This is a genomic window from Aeromonas sp. 75A, assembly GCF_051919425.1.
Lineage (GTDB): Bacteria > Pseudomonadota > Gammaproteobacteria > Enterobacterales > Aeromonadaceae > Aeromonas > Aeromonas veronii.
The window spans coordinates 1764589-1779787 of the sequence record NZ_JBQBES010000002.1 but is presented as its reverse complement, the minus strand read 5'-3'; the positions used below and the strand labels follow the sequence as shown (position 1 = coordinate 1779787).

At 60.2% G+C, this 15199-nt stretch carries 13 protein-coding genes, 1 tRNA gene and 1 pseudogene; 9 read left to right on the top strand and 6 right to left on the bottom strand.

What is annotated here, in order from left to right; translation table 11 throughout:
• Positions 1 to 6: 6 nt before the first annotated feature.
• The 3 genes from pyrB to ACTG2T_RS08160 form a co-directional block, all read right to left on the bottom strand.
• Positions 7 to 927: an aspartate carbamoyltransferase gene (gene pyrB, locus ACTG2T_RS08170; protein ID WP_005339735.1), complete on the bottom strand. Its 921-nt coding sequence runs from the start codon at positions 925 to 927 to the stop codon at positions 7 to 9.
• The gene (locus ACTG2T_RS08165; protein WP_013724188.1) at positions 908 to 1102 is read right to left on the bottom strand and encodes a hypothetical protein; all 195 of its coding nucleotides are present in this window, start codon (positions 1100 to 1102) and stop codon (positions 908 to 910) included. The genes pyrB and ACTG2T_RS08165 overlap by 20 nt, the downstream gene beginning before the upstream one ends.
• A gap of 99 nt (positions 1103 to 1201) precedes the next feature.
• Positions 1202 to 1744 (bottom strand): hypothetical protein, encoded by a 543-nt coding sequence (locus ACTG2T_RS08160; RefSeq protein ID WP_330125139.1) that lies wholly within the window; start codon positions 1742 to 1744, stop codon positions 1202 to 1204.
• Positions 1745 to 1945: 201 nt separating this feature from the next.
• On the opposite strand from ACTG2T_RS08160, the gene ACTG2T_RS08155 reads away from it, so the two are divergent.
• Positions 1946 to 2022: transfer RNA gene (locus ACTG2T_RS08155), tRNA-Trp, on the top strand.
• 133 nt (positions 2023 to 2155) lie between these two features.
• Here ACTG2T_RS08155 and ACTG2T_RS08150 read toward each other — a convergent pair.
• Positions 2156 to 3028: a LysR family transcriptional regulator gene (locus ACTG2T_RS08150; RefSeq protein WP_330125140.1), complete on the bottom strand. Its 873-nt coding sequence runs from the start codon at positions 3026 to 3028 to the stop codon at positions 2156 to 2158.
• Positions 3029 to 3128: 100 nt separating this feature from the next.
• Here ACTG2T_RS08150 and ACTG2T_RS08145 point away from each other — a divergent pair, with 100 nt between their 5' ends.
• The gene (locus tag ACTG2T_RS08145; protein WP_005339743.1) at positions 3129 to 3626 is read left to right on the top strand and encodes a lactoylglutathione lyase family protein; all 498 of its coding nucleotides are present in this window, start codon (positions 3129 to 3131) and stop codon (positions 3624 to 3626) included.
• 207 nt (positions 3627 to 3833) lie between these two features.
• Positions 3834 to 5726 (top strand): methyl-accepting chemotaxis protein, encoded by a 1893-nt coding sequence (locus tag ACTG2T_RS08140; RefSeq protein WP_043823162.1) that lies wholly within the window; start codon positions 3834 to 3836, stop codon positions 5724 to 5726.
• Positions 5727 to 5792: 66 nt separating this feature from the next.
• Here ACTG2T_RS08140 and ACTG2T_RS08135 read toward each other — a convergent pair whose 3' ends face one another.
• On the bottom strand, positions 5793 to 6305 hold the full coding sequence (locus tag ACTG2T_RS08135) for a lipocalin family protein (RefSeq protein ID WP_043823160.1): 513 nt from the start codon (positions 6303 to 6305) through the stop codon (positions 5793 to 5795).
• A gap of 17 nt (positions 6306 to 6322) precedes the next feature.
• Complete coding sequence (locus ACTG2T_RS08130) at positions 6323 to 7225, bottom strand: AraC family transcriptional regulator (RefSeq protein ID WP_005339751.1); 903 nt, start codon at positions 7223 to 7225, stop codon at positions 6323 to 6325.
• A 157-nt stretch (positions 7226 to 7382) separates the two neighbouring features.
• Here ACTG2T_RS08130 and yqhD point away from each other — a divergent pair, with 157 nt between their 5' ends.
• The 6 genes and pseudogenes from yqhD (at position 7383) to ACTG2T_RS08100 (ending at position 15091) form a co-directional block, all read left to right on the top strand.
• Positions 7383 to 8546 (top strand): alcohol dehydrogenase, encoded by a 1164-nt coding sequence (yqhD, locus tag ACTG2T_RS08125; RefSeq protein WP_330125141.1) that lies wholly within the window; start codon positions 7383 to 7385, stop codon positions 8544 to 8546.
• Between the two features lie 507 nt (positions 8547 to 9053).
• Positions 9054 to 10580, top strand: coding sequence for a Re/Si-specific NAD(P)(+) transhydrogenase subunit alpha (gene pntA / locus ACTG2T_RS08120; protein ID WP_113740331.1), 1527 nt, complete (start codon positions 9054 to 9056; stop codon positions 10578 to 10580).
• Between the two features lie 11 nt (positions 10581 to 10591).
• Positions 10592 to 12074 (top strand): annotated as a pseudogene (pntB, locus tag ACTG2T_RS08115) (Re/Si-specific NAD(P)(+) transhydrogenase subunit beta).
• A 122-nt stretch (positions 12075 to 12196) separates the two neighbouring features.
• A complete protein-coding gene (locus tag ACTG2T_RS08110; protein ID WP_234829619.1) occupies positions 12197 to 12952 on the top strand; it encodes a substrate-binding periplasmic protein in 756 nt (251 codons plus the stop codon).
• Positions 12953 to 13099: 147 nt separating this feature from the next.
• Complete coding sequence (locus ACTG2T_RS08105; protein ID WP_042082913.1) at positions 13100 to 13768, top strand: helix-turn-helix transcriptional regulator; 669 nt, start codon at positions 13100 to 13102, stop codon at positions 13766 to 13768.
• Positions 13769 to 13789: 21 nt separating this feature from the next.
• Positions 13790 to 15091: an L-cysteine desulfidase family protein gene (locus tag ACTG2T_RS08100; RefSeq protein WP_330125142.1), complete on the top strand. Its 1302-nt coding sequence runs from the start codon at positions 13790 to 13792 to the stop codon at positions 15089 to 15091.
• Positions 15092 to 15199: the final 108 nt, after the last annotated feature.

The window sequence follows — 15199 nt, the reverse complement described above, 5'->3', positions numbered from 1 at the left end:
CTAAGCTCAGACAGTTTCGTTCAGTACCAGTGCCAGCAGCGCCTGGCGTGCATAGACCCCGTTCTCCGCCTGCTGGAAGTAGCAAGCGTGGGGAGTCTTGTCGACCGCCACATCGATCTCGTCGACGCGGGGCAGGGGATGCAGGATCTTCATGGTGGGCTTGGCCCCTTCCAGAGTCGCCAGCTCCAGAATGAACTTGGCGGCCATGTGCTTGTATTCGGTCTCGTCGAAGCGCTCTTTCTGGACGCGGGTCATGTAGAGGATGTCCAGCTCCGGCATCACCTCTTCCATGGTCTGGTGGACGCTGAACTGGATACCCTTCTCTTCCAGCTCTTCGCAGATGTAGTCCGGCATCGCCAGCGCTTCCGGGGAGATGAAGAAGAAGCGGCAGTTGAACAGGCTGAGGGCCTGGGCCAGCGAGTGCACGGTGCGGCCATATTTCAGGTCACCGACGAAGGCGACGTTGAGGTTGTCCAGACGGCCCTGGGTCTCATGGATGGTGAACAGGTCGAGCAGGGTCTGGCTCGGATGCTGGTTGGAGCCGTCGCCGCCGTTGATGACCGGCACGCGGGAGAACTCGGAGGCCAGACGGGCCGCGCCCTCTTTCGGGTGGCGCATCACCACCGCATCCGAGTAGGAGCCGATGATCTTGATGGAGTCAGCCAGCGTCTCGCCCTTCTTGGCGCTGGTGTTGCCACCGTCGGCGAAGCCGATGATGTTGCCGCCAAGGCGCTGTACCGCGGTCTCGAACGAGAGGCGGGTGCGGGTGGAGGCTTCGAAGAAGCAGCTGGCAACCAGCTTGTCTTTCAACAGGCTGGTGTCAGGTTCAGCCTTCAACCGTTGTGCGGTTGAGACTACCAGTTCCATTTCTGACCGGGTCAGGTCCGAAATGGAGATGACATGTTTCTTATAGAGTGGATTGGTCATCGTCTGCATTCCCTTTGACATCATTGGAGGTTTTTCGGGCACAAAAAAAAGCCCCTGAAACAGGGGCTTTTTTTAAAAATAACTGGGGATCGTTGGGGTGGGAACCGGAAACAACGGGGCCGCTCTGGTGCGCACCACCCGTCTGCAAGGCTGTTTTCTGAATCAAAAACTGCATCGTTTCGTCCCGACCTTTTTCAAAACCGGACAGATTATAGGGCCGCTTTTTTAATTGTCAAAATTTTATTTCCGATGCCAATTCCAGCATGAAAAACGTTTAAGTGGCGGAAAAATGACGACAAATCCACACTCTGTGCGTCTCTTGCAGCGATTCCCCATCGCGGGCCATGGCGCGCAAATAACCGAGTCTGTGGTGCCCTTCCAGCAGGCAGTAGGGGCGGGGCAGGGGATGGCCGTTCGGGTAGCTGGCTCCCTCCTCTGGCGCCAGTACGATGACAGGTTCGGGCCAGGTGCCTTCGTTCAGCATCTTCTCGCCGAGCCAGGAGCGGCGGACATACCGGTTGCTGCGCAGCATCTCCCCCCAGCGCTCGATCACCTCCATATGGCGGGAGTCCACCTGATCCAACAGTTGCGCGGTGGGCCAGCTTTCACAGGTGAACTGATGGCTGGCGAGATCGATAAAGCTCCAGTTGGACTCAAAACCGCGCCAATGACGGTAAATCCACTGGGAAAGCACATTTTCAGGAATAAAGGGCACCAGCGGCGCGACCCGTTCAAGATAGGCGGGCAGGGACTCTGTTTTGCGTTCATCCCTGAAGTTGAGGGGCGCCAGTTGTTGGAGCAGTCGGTAATTGAGCATAAGTGGCCTCCCGGTACCTGATTTCACCCTACCCCCATTTATGTCCCATTCCTACCCCGGCAGGGCTGCAAATACAGCAAGTTATCCCGCTTTGCTGCACAAACAACCGCGACTTGTTCGGGATTTGTGCAATCGCATCGAAAGCGTAAAAAAAGCCTTTACCTTTGATCTCCACTTTGTATACTACGCCTCGTTTGTTGCAGGGGCGTAGTTCCAATTGGTAGAACAGCGGTCTCCAAAACCGATGGTTGCGGGTTCGAGTCCTGCCGCCCCTGCCATTTTTAGAAAGGCCAGCTCATTGAGCTGGCCTTTCGCATTTCCGGCATTCGCCAATTTATCCCTCTCTCCTTTTTCTTCTCCTTCTTGCCGCGACTGTGGCCACATTGATCTCGATGTCTGCCGCAAGAGCGTTCAGTGTGCAGCAACCCGCTGTTTCAGGACGGTGACCAGCCGCTGGTGGCGTGCGGGGAGCGGCCACTCGGCGCGGTAGATCAGCCAGAGGGTGTCGATCACTTCAATGCTGCTCTGGATCACCCGGATCTTCTCCTGTTGGGCAAAGGCGGTGACGGCGAAGCGGGGCAGCACGGTAAAGCCAAGGCCGCGGGCGACCGGCTCCAGGATCAGGCCGATCTGGTTGGTAAAGCCGCGCAGGGGGATCTCGCCAAAGCGCTGGCCGGGGTAGCGTCGTCCCAACAGGCGTTGTGCCATGCTGCGGCCATCCGGGTGGTCGATAAAGCCGAGCTGACAGAGGTGCTGCCAGCTCGGCTCCTCGCCATCGTTGGGCACCACCAGACAGAGGGGTTCGCGGGCGAAGGGCTCGGCGGCGATGCTGGGGTGCTCCGGCGGTTGATCCACCAGTCCCAGATCGCTGCGCCCCGCCAGCACCGCCTGCACTATGTCGGGGGTTGGGGCGAAACGGTGCTGGATGGTGAGTCCGGGGTGCTCCTGTTGCTGGTCGAGCAGCAGGGGATAGAGCAGCAGGCCGATGCTGCCGGGGGTGGTGAGGGTGATGGCGCCGTGGTGAGGGTCATCGTCCGAGAGGCGCGCTCGCAGCTGTTCGGCGGCTTGCGCCTGCTGGCGGGCGAAGTCGAGCAGCACCAGCCCGCGCGGAGTGAGCTCCAGCTGACGGGGCTTGCGCAGCAGCAGGGTGCCAAATTCGGCCTCGAGACGCGAGATATGCTGACTGACGGCGGCCTGGGTGAGATCCAGCCGCTCGGCGGCGCGGGTAAAGCTGCCGGTTTCATGCACCACCACCAGGGTATGGAGCCAGAGTGGATTAACCATAAATTTAATTTATGCCTTCCATTAGTTTGACCTTATTTTTCATTATGTCGCCCCTTCCTATCATGTCACCTGTTTCCCACACACAATTTCAAGGTGACGTATGACCTATCCACGCAACTTCTCCCACATCGGCATCACGGTGACTGACCTCGACAAGGCAGTCGAGTTCTATACCAAGGTGATGGGCTGGTATCTCATCATGCCGGCCACCACCATCACCGAGGATGACTCCGCCATCGGCGTGATGTGTAACGACGTGTTCGGCCCGGGTTGGGGTTCTTTTCGCATCGCCCACCTCTCTACCGGCGATAAGATTGGCATCGAGCTGTTCGAGTTCCCCAACAGCGAGCGCCGTGAGAACAACTTCGAATTCTGGAAGACCGGTGTGTTCCACTTCAGCGTTCAGGATCCGGATGTCGAGGGGCTGGCGGCGCGCATCGTCGCGGCGGGCGGCAAGCAGCGGATGCCGGTACGCGAGTACTACCCGGGCGAGAAACCCTACCGCATGGTTTACATGGAAGATCCCTTCGGCAATATCGTCGAGATCTACAGCCACAGCTATGAGCTGACCTACTCCGCCGGTGCATATCAGGGGTAAGTGACAGGCCGCCTTCGGGCGGCCTGCTGCTTTGTTGTTACAAGAGTCAGTAGCATGGAATAGCGATCTGGTTCACACGAATAGCGTGTTCTGTTGTTGATAGATGGGAAAATATACAGATTCACTAAAGTCTGTTCATATTGCGGCCGATAGCCTTTGATACATCAGGGTTTTCCCTGCCTGACACAACAACAAGGATTCGTCGTCATGACCCTCTCTCTGCGCGGCAAGCTGCTGGCCACCAGTCTTGGCGTAGTGCTGCTGATGGCATCACTGCTCGGCATCGTTGCCTTTCACACCCTAAAATCCCGCACCATGAGCGCCATCCAGAGCGAGGCGGTCAACTATGGCCACGCCTACTCGGTCGCCATCGGCGACTGGATGACGGATCGCAAGAACACCGTCCATGCGCTGGTCAACCTGATCAGCGATAACCCCCAAGCCGAGCTGGTGCCGCACCTGAAGCAGGCCTACACCTCCGGCGGCTTCGGCCTCACCTATTTTGGCTCCGCGCAGGGGGTGATGACCCGGCAGGATCCCTCCCTCAACACCGGCAACTATGACCCGCGCGAGCGCCCCTGGTATCAGGATGCGGTGAAGGCGGGGCAGCTGATCGTCACCGCCCCCTATGTCAGCGTCACCATGCAGAAGCTGGTGGTCACTCTTTCCGAGCCGGTGCGCCATCAGGGGGAGCTGGTCGGTGCCGTGGGGGCCAACCTGGCGCTCGATAAGCTTATCGACGAAGTGCTGGCGATGAAGGTGCAGGGTGAGGGCTACGCCATGCTGCTCGACAGCAGCGGCCTCATCGTCGGCCATCCGCAGAAGGATTTGGCGCTCAAGCCCATCGCCGAACTGGCGCCGGGACTCTCTGCCGCCACCTTCCAGCAGTGGGGCCGTGAAAACAGCGAGCTGCACGCCGCCACCCTCGACGGGCGGGATGTGTTGCTGGCGGTACAACCGGTACCGGGCACCGACTGGTTGCTGGCCATGGTGATGTATCGCGATGTGCTGGAGGCGCCGCTCAGCAGCCTGCTGTGGGAGCTGGTGGGGCTGACCGTGGTGCTGATGCTGGTATTCAGCGCCCTGCTCACCGCCACCTTCAAATACCTGTTCGCCGATCTCGGTCGGGTCGCGCACGCCCTGCACGACATTGCCCACGGCGAGGGGGATCTCACCGTTCACATCAACACTCACAGCAAGGATGAGGTGGGTCAGCTGGCCCAGAACTTCAACCAGTTCGTGGCGCGGCTGCACGGCATCGTCAGCCGGTTGCGGGATGTGACCGTCGAGCTGGCGGCACAGTCCCGTGCCCAGGCGGCCGGGGCGCAGGCCCGCAGTCAGCGGGTACGCCAGCAGCAGGACGAGATCGTGATGGTGGCGACCGCGGTGACCGAGATGGCTTCCGCTACCCAGGAGATCGCCGGCAACGCCGAGTTTGCCGCCACTACCGCCACCGATGCGGTTGCGCTGGCGGTCGCCGGTCAATCCCAGGTTGGCCAGAGTCAGCGCAGCATTACCGGTCTGGCGGACGAAGTGGCCGATGCCAGCCAGATCATCAACGAGCTCGACAGCCATGCCCAGAAGATCAGCGGCATTCTGGCGACCATCAGCGGCATCGCCGAGCAGACCAATCTGCTGGCGCTCAACGCGGCCATCGAGGCGGCGCGGGCCGGTGAGCAGGGACGAGGCTTCGCGGTAGTCGCGGACGAGGTGCGGGTGCTGTCACGTCGTACCCACGACTCCACCGACGAGATCCAGCAGATGATCGAGACCCTGCAGCAGACCACACGTCGTGCCGTGGGTGGCATGGAGACCAGCCGTCAGCTGGCGGGTACCAGCGTCGAGGATGCGGAAGCGGCCAACCAGAGCCTTGCCCGGATCAACGAGGCGATCGGCTCCATCAGCGACATGGCGACCCAGATTGCGGCAGCGGCCGAGGAGCAGACCTCGGTGACCGGCGAGATCAGCCGCAATACCGAGAATATCCGCCACGTCTCGCAAGAGCTGGCCGAGCAGGCGGGCAACGAGGCGGCGCAGGCGGCCGAGCTCAAGTCGCTGACCGAGCGGCTGGAGCAGGAGATCGGTCGCTTCCGGCTCTGATCATCCCGCCACGCCAGCAACAGAAAGGGCAGCCCGCGGGCTGCCCTTTGTTATTTTACGGCTGGCTTAAGGGGTCTGCTTGACCCAAATCAGCTGGTCGGTGGCAAAGCCCAGCGACTTCGCTTTGGCGACCAGCGCATCCACCTTCGTCTTGGGCGGGTTGGGTGAGCGGGAGAGGATCCAGAGGTAGTCGTGGTTGTAGCTGGTCACCAGCGAGAGCTGGTAATCGGGGTCGAGGTCGATGACGTTGTAGCCGCCGTAGAAGGGGCCGAAGAAACTCACCTTGAGCCGCGCCTCGTCCGGGTTGCCGACGAAGTAGGCCTTGCCCTCGGCTTCGCGCCAGCTGCCATCGCTCTGCTTGCCGCGGTTGAGCACCTTGACGCCGCCATCATCCCGCAGGCTGTAGGTGGCGCTCACCTGCTCCAGCCCCCGTTCGAAGCTGTGGTCGAGGCGGGCGATTTCGTACCAGGTGCCAAGATAACGATCGAGCTGGAAGCCGGTAACGGGGCGAATGCCGTCGGCAATCCCGGTACAGGCCGTCAGCAGTAAAGCGGTGAACAGGCAAAGCAGTGAACGCATAAGTAATCCCTCTCTTGTTATCCCTCAATGATGCGAAGCTGGCCATCCCGGAAGCGGGAGGCCTGATCCGTCGGCGTGCTGCCGAAGAAGCGCTTGTACTCCCGGCTGAACTGGGAGTTGCTCTCGTAACCGACTCTGGCCGCCGCGGTGCCCGCCTTGATGCCGTCGTGCAGCATCATCATCCGCGCCTTGTGGAGGCGAAACGACTTGATGTACTGCAGCGGCGAGGTGGCAGTGACCGCCTTGAAGTGGTGGTGAAAGGCGGAGACGCTCATGTTCACCTCCCGCGCCAGCTCCTCCATGGTGAGGTTGTCGGCATAACGGGACTCTATCATACGCAGCACCCTGGCGATCTGGCCCACATGGTTGTGGCGATTGGCGAGCGCTTGCAGCGCCGGGCCGCCCCCCTCGGTGAGGGCGTGGAACAGCATTTCCCGCACCGTCTGAGGCCCCAGCACCCTGGCGTGCAGCGGGTTGTCCATCAGCTCGATCAGTCGCTCGGCGGCGCAGAACATGGTTTCCGACAGGGGGACCGAGTGGACGCCACTTTTTTGCGGCGCGGGGGCGGGCAGGGCATCGCCCAGCTCCAACAGTAGCTCTTGCAGGGTGACCAGATCGATCTCGATGGTAAACCCGATAAGCGGCTGCTCGGGGGAGGCGAAGCACTCGCACTCGCAGGGCAGCGGCAGGGTCATCAGCAGATAGTGGTTGGGGTCGTAGCGAAACACCTGATCCGCCAGATAACCCACCTTGTGCCCCTGCAGGATTACGATCATCCGCGGTTGGTAGAGCACCGGGGTGCGGCCATGGTGTTCGGTGGTATAGATGAGGTTGACCTGTTTCACCGGTGATGGGGTGATGCCGGGGGCGGTGACGTGGCGGGTCAATCTGGTTGCGAGGTCGCTGTAACGGTTTTGCATGGGGGCTCTTTGATTCGACAGTTCCGGTTTTCGCTGCTTTGTAGAAATAGGCAAGAATCAAGCAGGATGTTGTCTTGATGGTAGGGTGGTTCTGGAGAAAAATGCAATCACGATTTCGCGGCCTGGCCGCCCTGACTATCAGAAGAAGGCAATGTCGATGAACAACTTTACTCTCCATACCCCGACCAAAATCCTGTTCGGCCAAGGGCAGATCGCCCAGTTGCGCGAGCAGCTCCCGAGCGATGCCCGCGTCATGATCACCTATGGCGGCGGCAGCGTGGTGCGCAGCGGCTTGCTGGAGCAGATCCGCAACGAGCTGGCCGGTATGACCCTGTTTGAATTTGGCGGCATCGAGCCGAACCCGGCCTACGAGACCCTGATGGGGGCCGTGGAGCTGGCCCGTGCCGAGCGGGTCGACTTCCTGCTCGCCGTTGGCGGTGGCTCCGTGCTCGATGGCACCAAGTTTATCGCCGCTGCCGCGCACTACGATCCGGCCAAGGATCCCTGGCACATTCTCGAAACCGTCGGCAGCGAAGTGCGCTCCGCCATCCCGCTCGGTTCCGTGCTGACCCTGCCGGCGACCGGTTCCGAAATGAACATGGGTGCCGTCATCACCCGTCGCAGCAGTGGCGACAAGGTGCACTTCTTCTCGCCGTTCGTGATGCCGCGCTTCGCCGTGCTGGATCCGGTGCTCACCTACACCCTGCCCGAGCGTCAGGTGGCGAACGGGGTGGTGGATGCTTTCGTCCACATCGTGGAGCAGTACCTCACCTATCCGGTCAATGCCAAGGTGCAGGATCGCTTCGCTGAAGGCTTGCTGCTGACCTTGATCGAAGAGGGCCCCAAGGCGCTGGCCGAGCCGCACAACTACGAGGTACGCGCCAACATCATGTGGAGCGCCACCATGGCGTTGAACGGCCTGATCGGCGCCGGGGTGCCGCAGGATTGGGCCACCCACATGCTGGGTCACGAGCTGACCGCCCTGCACGGCCTCGACCACGCCCAGACTCTGGCGGTGGTGCTGCCCGCCCTGCTGCAGGCCAAGCGCAAACAGAAGCATGCCAAGCTGCTGCAATACGCAGAGCGGGTGTGGGGTCTGCACAGCGGCAGCGAAGCGGAGCGCATCGATGATGCCATCGCCGCGACCCGCGACTTCTTCGAGCGGATGGGGGTCAAGACCCGACTGCGCGACTACGGTCTGAAAGATCTGGGTATCGACACCCTGATCGGCAAGCTGGGTGAGCACGGTATGACCCGTCTGGGCGAGCACGGCGATATCGATCTGGTGCAGAGCCAGCATATTTATGAAGCGGCCTGGTAAGGGCCGCCAATCGGTGCCAAACGGGCGAAACGATTGAATTGCCGGGGCCCTCTCCCGCCATCTGGCGGCTGAGCGGCCCCGCTTTTGTTGGGAAAATGTTACTTTTCGGTGTTTTGCTGCGAGAAGTGAGACGAAAGCGGATTTCGTAAGAACAAAAAACGCTAAGATAGAGGGCCGGTAAAACATTTTTTTTGACTGGTTGGATCACTTTTTTCAGCCGTTTTTACTGGTATAAGCCTCTAATTTGGTTTGTTTTTTTTAATCGTAGCCAGGGATGGGCTGAATTCTGTACGAGTGCCGTCGGGACTGCGGTTGTAATAAAACTCCAAAATTTGATACTAATCACCTTCGCGCCTGAAAAGCGGGGGCCTGACCATGACAGGAGGTTGAGGTAAAGCCTACTGATTTTCATAACAAAGAGCCCTGGACCTGCACTTTGGTCATGTCTTGTTTCGTCAGAAGTGAGACACTGGGCAGCGATTGTTTATTAACCATCAGGGAATAGTCATGCAGATTGGAATACCGAGAGAGAGTCTCGCCGGTGAGACCCGGGTCGCAGCGACCCCGGCTACCGTCGAGCAGCTGAAAAAGCTCGGCTTCGAGGTCGCCATCGAGACCGGCGCAGGCCTGTCGGCCAGCTTCGATGATGCCGCCTTCGAGGCTGCCGGTGCCAGCGTGGTGCCGAATGTCTGGCAAGCCGACCTTATCTTCAAGGTCAATGCGCCGACCGATGCCGAGATCGCACAAATTAAAGATGGCGCCACTCTGGTGAGCTTCATCTGGCCTGCCCAGAACCCCGAGCTGGTCAAGAAGCTGTCCGAGCGCAACATCAATGTGATGGCGATGGATATGGTGCCGCGGATCTCCCGTGCCCAGTCCCTCGATGCCCTCTCCTCCATGGCCAACATCGGTGGCTATCGCGCCGTGGTTGAAGCTGCGCACCAGTTCGGTCGCTTCTTCACCGGTCAAATCACCGCAGCCGGTAAAGTGCCGCCTGCCAAGGTACTGGTGATCGGTGCCGGTGTAGCCGGTCTGGCTGCTATCGGTACTGCCGGTTCCCTTGGCGCCATCGTGCGTGCGTTCGATACCCGTCTGGAAGTGGCCGAGCAGATCGAATCCATGGGTGGGGAATTCCTCAAGCTGGACTTCGGTGGCGAAGACGGTGCATCCAGCGATGGTTACGCCAAAGTCATGTCCGATGAGTTCATCAAGGCCGAGATGGAGCTGTTCGCCCAGCAGGCCAAAGAGGTGGACATCATCATCACCACCGCCCTGATCCCGGGCAAGCCGGCTCCCAAGCTGATCACCAAAGAGATGGTCGACAGCATGAAGCCGGGCTCCGTCATCGTGGACATGGCCGCTCAGGCTGGCGGCAACTGTGAATACACAGTGCCGGGCGAACTGCATGTCACCGCCAACGGCGTCAAGGTGATTGGTTACACCGATCTGCCGGGTCGACTGCCTGCCCAATCCTCCCAGCTCTACGGTACCAACCTGGTCAACCTGATGAAGCTGATGTGCAAGGAGAAGGACGGCAACGTTGCCATCGACTTCGAAGACGTGGTTCAGCGCAACATGACGGTGATCCAGGCCGGTGAAGTGACCTTCCCGCCGCCCGCCATCTCTGTCTCTGCTGCCCCGCAGAAACCGGCAGCCGCCAAACCGGCAGCCAAGAAGGAAGAGGCCAAGCCCTCCAACAAGAAGTTCGTGTTCGGTGCCCTCGGCATCGCCGCCTTCGGCTGGATCGCCTCCGTTGCCCCGGCAGCCTTCCTCTCCCACTTTACCGTATTCATCCTGGCCTGTGTGGTCGGTTACTACGTGGTGTGGAACGTCTCTCACGCCCTGCACACGCCGCTGATGTCGGTCACCAATGCCATCTCCGGCATTATCGTGGTCGGTGCCCTGCTGCAGATCGGGCAAGGGTCGACTCTGGTTACCGCGCTGGCGTTCGTCGCCGTGCTGATTGCCAGTATCAACATCTTCGGCGGCTTCACCGTCACTCAGCGCATGCTGAAGATGTTCCGTAAGGATTAAGGGGGTTTAACGTGTCTCAAGGACTGGTAACAGCATCCTATATCGTTGCCGCCGTGCTCTTCATCCTCAGTCTCGCGGGACTGTCGAAGCAAGAAACGGCCAAGCATGGCAACTTGTTCGGTATCGCGGGTATGGCTATCGCCCTGCTCGCCACCGTATTCAACCCGGAGACCAGTGGTGTTCACTGGATCATCCTGGCCATGGTGATCGGCGGTGCCATCGGCGTGCGTCTGGCACTCAAGGTCGAAATGACCGAGATGCCCGAGCTGGTGGCCGTGCTGCACAGCTTCGTGGGTATGGCGGCAGTACTGGTAGGCTTCAACAGCTTCATCGATCTGCCCATCTGCACCTGCTGAGGTCGTCGTCTCCGTCGGTTCCAACCTGGATGCCACCCTGGCAGCCGCCCGTGCGGCGTTCGAGCAGGCCAACAGCGTTGCTCAGGTCGAGCACCTGACCGGCGCCATGCTGAACATCCACCTGGTCGAGATCTTCCTGGGCGTCTTCATCGGTGCCGTAACCTTTACCGGTTCCGTGGTTGCCTTCGGCAAACTGCGTGGTCTCATCTCCTCCAAGCCACTGATGCTGCCGCACCGCCACAAGCTGAACCTGCTGGCCGTGGTCGCTTCTCTGGCGCTGATGGTCTACTTCGTCAACGCGGGCGGCTCTACCTTCGCCCTGCTGGTGATGACCCTGATCGCCTTCGCCTTCGGCTGGCACCTGGTTGCCTCCATCGGTGGTGCAGACATGCCGGTGGTGGTCTCCATGCTGAACTCCTACTCCGGTTGGGCGGCAGCGGCGGCGGGCTTCATGCTCTCCAATGACCTGCTGATCGTCACCGGTGCTCTGGTTGGCTCCTCCGGTGCGATCCTCTCTTACATCATGTGTAAGGCGATGAACCGCTCCTTCATCTCCGTGATCGCCGGTGGCTTCGGCTCCGATGGCGTGGCCTCCACGGCTGATCAGGAGATGGGCGAATACCGCGAAACCAGTGCCGAGGAAGTGGCTGACCTGCTGAAGAACTCCAGCTCCGTCATCATCACCCCGGGCTACGGCATGGCGGTGGCGCAGGCCCAGTATCCGGTGGCTGAAATCACCCAGAAGCTGCGTGATCGCGGCGTCAAGGTGCGCTTCGGTATCCACCCGGTTGCCGGTCGTCTGCCTGGCCACATGAACGTGCTGCTGGCGGAGGCGAAAGTCCCGTATGACATCGTGCTGGAAATGGACGAGATCAACGACGACTTCGCCGATACCGATACCGTGCTGGTAATTGGTGCCAACGACACCGTAAACCCGGCCGCTATGGAAGATCCGGGCAGCCCGATCGCCGGTATGCCAGTACTGGAAGTGTGGAAAGCGCAGAACGTCATCGGCTTCAAGCGTTCCATGAACACTGGCTACGCCGGTGTCCAGAACCCGCTGTTCTTCAAGGAAAATACCCAGATGCTGTTTGGCGATGCCAAGGCCAGCGTCGAGGCAATCCTGAAAGCACTGTAAGTGCCATTCAGAGAGTGAATATCAAGGAGGCTTCGGCCTCCTTTTTTATTGCTCATCCCTTGTATATCCTCAATCCATACGGGCCATGAGGGATCTCCATGATGTGGTGTCAGGGTTGGCGAATGATCGGGTTGTACGGCTGGCTGCTCGTCTCCCTGTTTGGTGCTGGTTCGGCCGTAGCAGCGGACGAGCCGCCGACTCTGACGCTGCTGACCGAGCTGTGGCCCCCTTATGTGATGCGTAGTGACAATGGCGAGCTGGCCGGTGCAGATCTCGATCTGGCCTGTACCGTGTTGCGCCAGATGGGTTATCGCACCGAAATCAGGGTGCTGCCCTGGAAGCGGGTTCTGCAGCAGGCCCGTCTCAGGCAGGGGGATGCGGTAGTCGACGTCTTCTTTGAACCTTCCCGCCAGCACTGGCTTCACTATCCCGAAGAGCCGCTCTCTTACAGCGGAGAAGTGCTCTTCTATCCATCGGCCCGTCCGGTGGATTTCAAACAGCTCTCCGACCTCAAGGGTCTGCGGATAGGTATTCAGGAAGATTATGCCTACAGCCCCGATTTTCTGACCGATCCCGGGGTGATCCGGATGCCGATGACGGGGGAGGGGAATGCCATCAAACAGCTGCATCTGATGATGGCAGGTCGGCTGGACGGGGTGGTGCTCAACGAGCGGGTCGGTCGCTACTTGTTGCATACCCAGGGGCTGCAGGATCAGGTGAACCACGGCTCGCGCCTGCTGACCGACGACAACCGCAACTTCCTCGCGTTTACCCACAAGCCCGGCCACGACCAGCTGGCTATCCGCTTCTCCTCTGCCCTCAAGGCATTCAAACAGACTCCCGCCTACAAGCAACTGCTGGCCCGCTATCACCTCTGAGTTGCCGCCCTGCTGTGCGCCGCTTCACAATTTGTCGCACTTTGTTAAAAGGTGGGCATAATGGCGAACAAAAAGGGGATGCCGCTCAACATTAGTTGATCTTGTTGACAGTAGAATCAACTGCGGTTTACTCAAAGTTACTCATATATGTCCACAGCAGCCACCACTGACCAGATCAATTCGTTAACGGATGAAGAACGTCATCTGATCGCCAGTTTCGAGCCCGCGGTCGAGGCGCTGGCCGCGCTGTTTGGCGCAGGGTGCGAGGTGGTGTTGCATGCGTTCGATACGCTGGATGCATCGGTCATCAAGATTGCCAACGGCCATGTCACCGGTCGTCGGGAGGGGGCGCCGGTCACCGACTTTGCCCTCAACCGCTTGCAGGGGGAGGCGGGCAGCCAGTGGAGCAGCTACTTCAGCCGTACCCGCGACGGGACGCTGATGAAGTCCTCCTCCATCACTATCAGCAACCGGCAGGGCAAGCCCATCGGCATGCTCTGCGTGAACTTCAGTCTGGATACCTCCCTTGGCTGCCTGCTCGATACTTTTGCGCTGCCAGCGGCACCGGCGCCGCTCAACAACGAGACCTTTGCCAGCTCGGTGGATGATCTGGTGACTCAAGTGATTGAGAAGGTGGATCGGGACGATTCGCTCTCCTGCACGGTGCGCAACAAGGAGATAGTGACCCGGCTCTTCGACATGGGGATCTTCGAGATCAAGGAGGCGGCCCAGCTGGTTGCCCGGATGCTTGGCATCTCCCGTCATACTGTTTATCTGCATATCCGCAATCACAAGGCGGATCTGAACAAGCAATAACTGCCTGCGGGCACCCTGAACATGAGAAACACTGCGATGAAAGCACAATGGTCCGACTTTATTACCCTGCTCAAGCGTGAAGTGGTGCCGGCCCTGGGCTGTACCGAGCCGATGTCGGTGGCGTTGGCAGCGGCCAACTGCCGCAAGCTGCTGGGGGAGACCCCGACCCGCATCAGCGTCTGGGTCAGTGGCAATCTGTTCAAGAACGGCATGGGGGTCGGGGTGCCGGGCACCGGCATGATCGGTCTGCCGGTGGCCGCTGCGGTCGGCATCACAGGGGGCAACCCCGATGCCGGGCTGGAGGTGCTCAAAACCCTTACACCAGAACAGGTGGAAGCCGCCAAGGCGCTGCTGCCGGTGATCAAGGTGGATGTGAAGGATGTGCCGGACGTGCTCTACGCCGAGGTGCTGGCCGAAGTGGAGGGCCATAGTGCCCGGGTGGTGATCTGCACCGACCACACCCGTATCATCCTGATGGAGAAGGATGGCGAGGTGCTGATGGAGCAGGCCAGTGCCCCCGGCGTGCAGATCCAGCCAGCCAAATCCGCCAAACCGACCATGACCCTGCGGGAGATCGTCGATTTTGCATTGGAAGTGCCGCTGGCGGAGATCGACTTTATCCGCGAGGCCGCCACCATGAATCAGGCGCTGGCAGATGAGGGGTTACAGGGGTACGGCCTGCAGATCGGCAAGATCCTCACCGAGCAGGTGGAGCGCAAGCTGCTCTCCGATGACCTGATGACGCTGGCGATGCGCCTCTCCTCCGCTGCCTCCGATGCACGGATGGATGGCGCCATGCTGCCCGCCATGTCCAACTCCGGTTCCGGCAATCAGGGCATTGCCGCCACCATGCCTGTGGTCGCGGCTGCCCGCTTCCTCAAGGCGAGCGACGAGCAGCTGACCCGGGCACTGGTGATGAGCCATCTGGTGGCCATCTACATCAAGACCTATCAGAACAAGCTGTCGGCCCTCTGTGCCGCCAGTACCGCCGCCATGGGGGCCGGTGCCGCCATCACCTGGCTGCTGGGCGGCCAGTATCAGCAGATCAGCCACTGCATCAACAACATGATTGGCGATGTCTCCGGCATCATCTGCGACGGCGCGGGCAGCGCCTGCTCCATGAAGGTCTCCACCTCAACCTCGGCGGCGGTTAAGTCTTCGCTGATGGCCATCAACAACCTGCATGTGCCCCAGAGCGAAGGGATCGTCTCCGACGATGTGGACCAGACCATCGCCAATCTGGGCCGCCTCTCCAAAGAGGGGATGCTGGATACCGACATCGAAATCATCAATATCATGCGAGCGAAACAGCAGAAGCAGTGAATCTGTGACAAGGGGGCGATAGACCCCCTTGTTCTTGTCACGACGGCGCAGACCGTCTGACACGGTTGCCAGGGCAAGCATGGCGCTTGCTCTTGTTTCTCGGGCGCA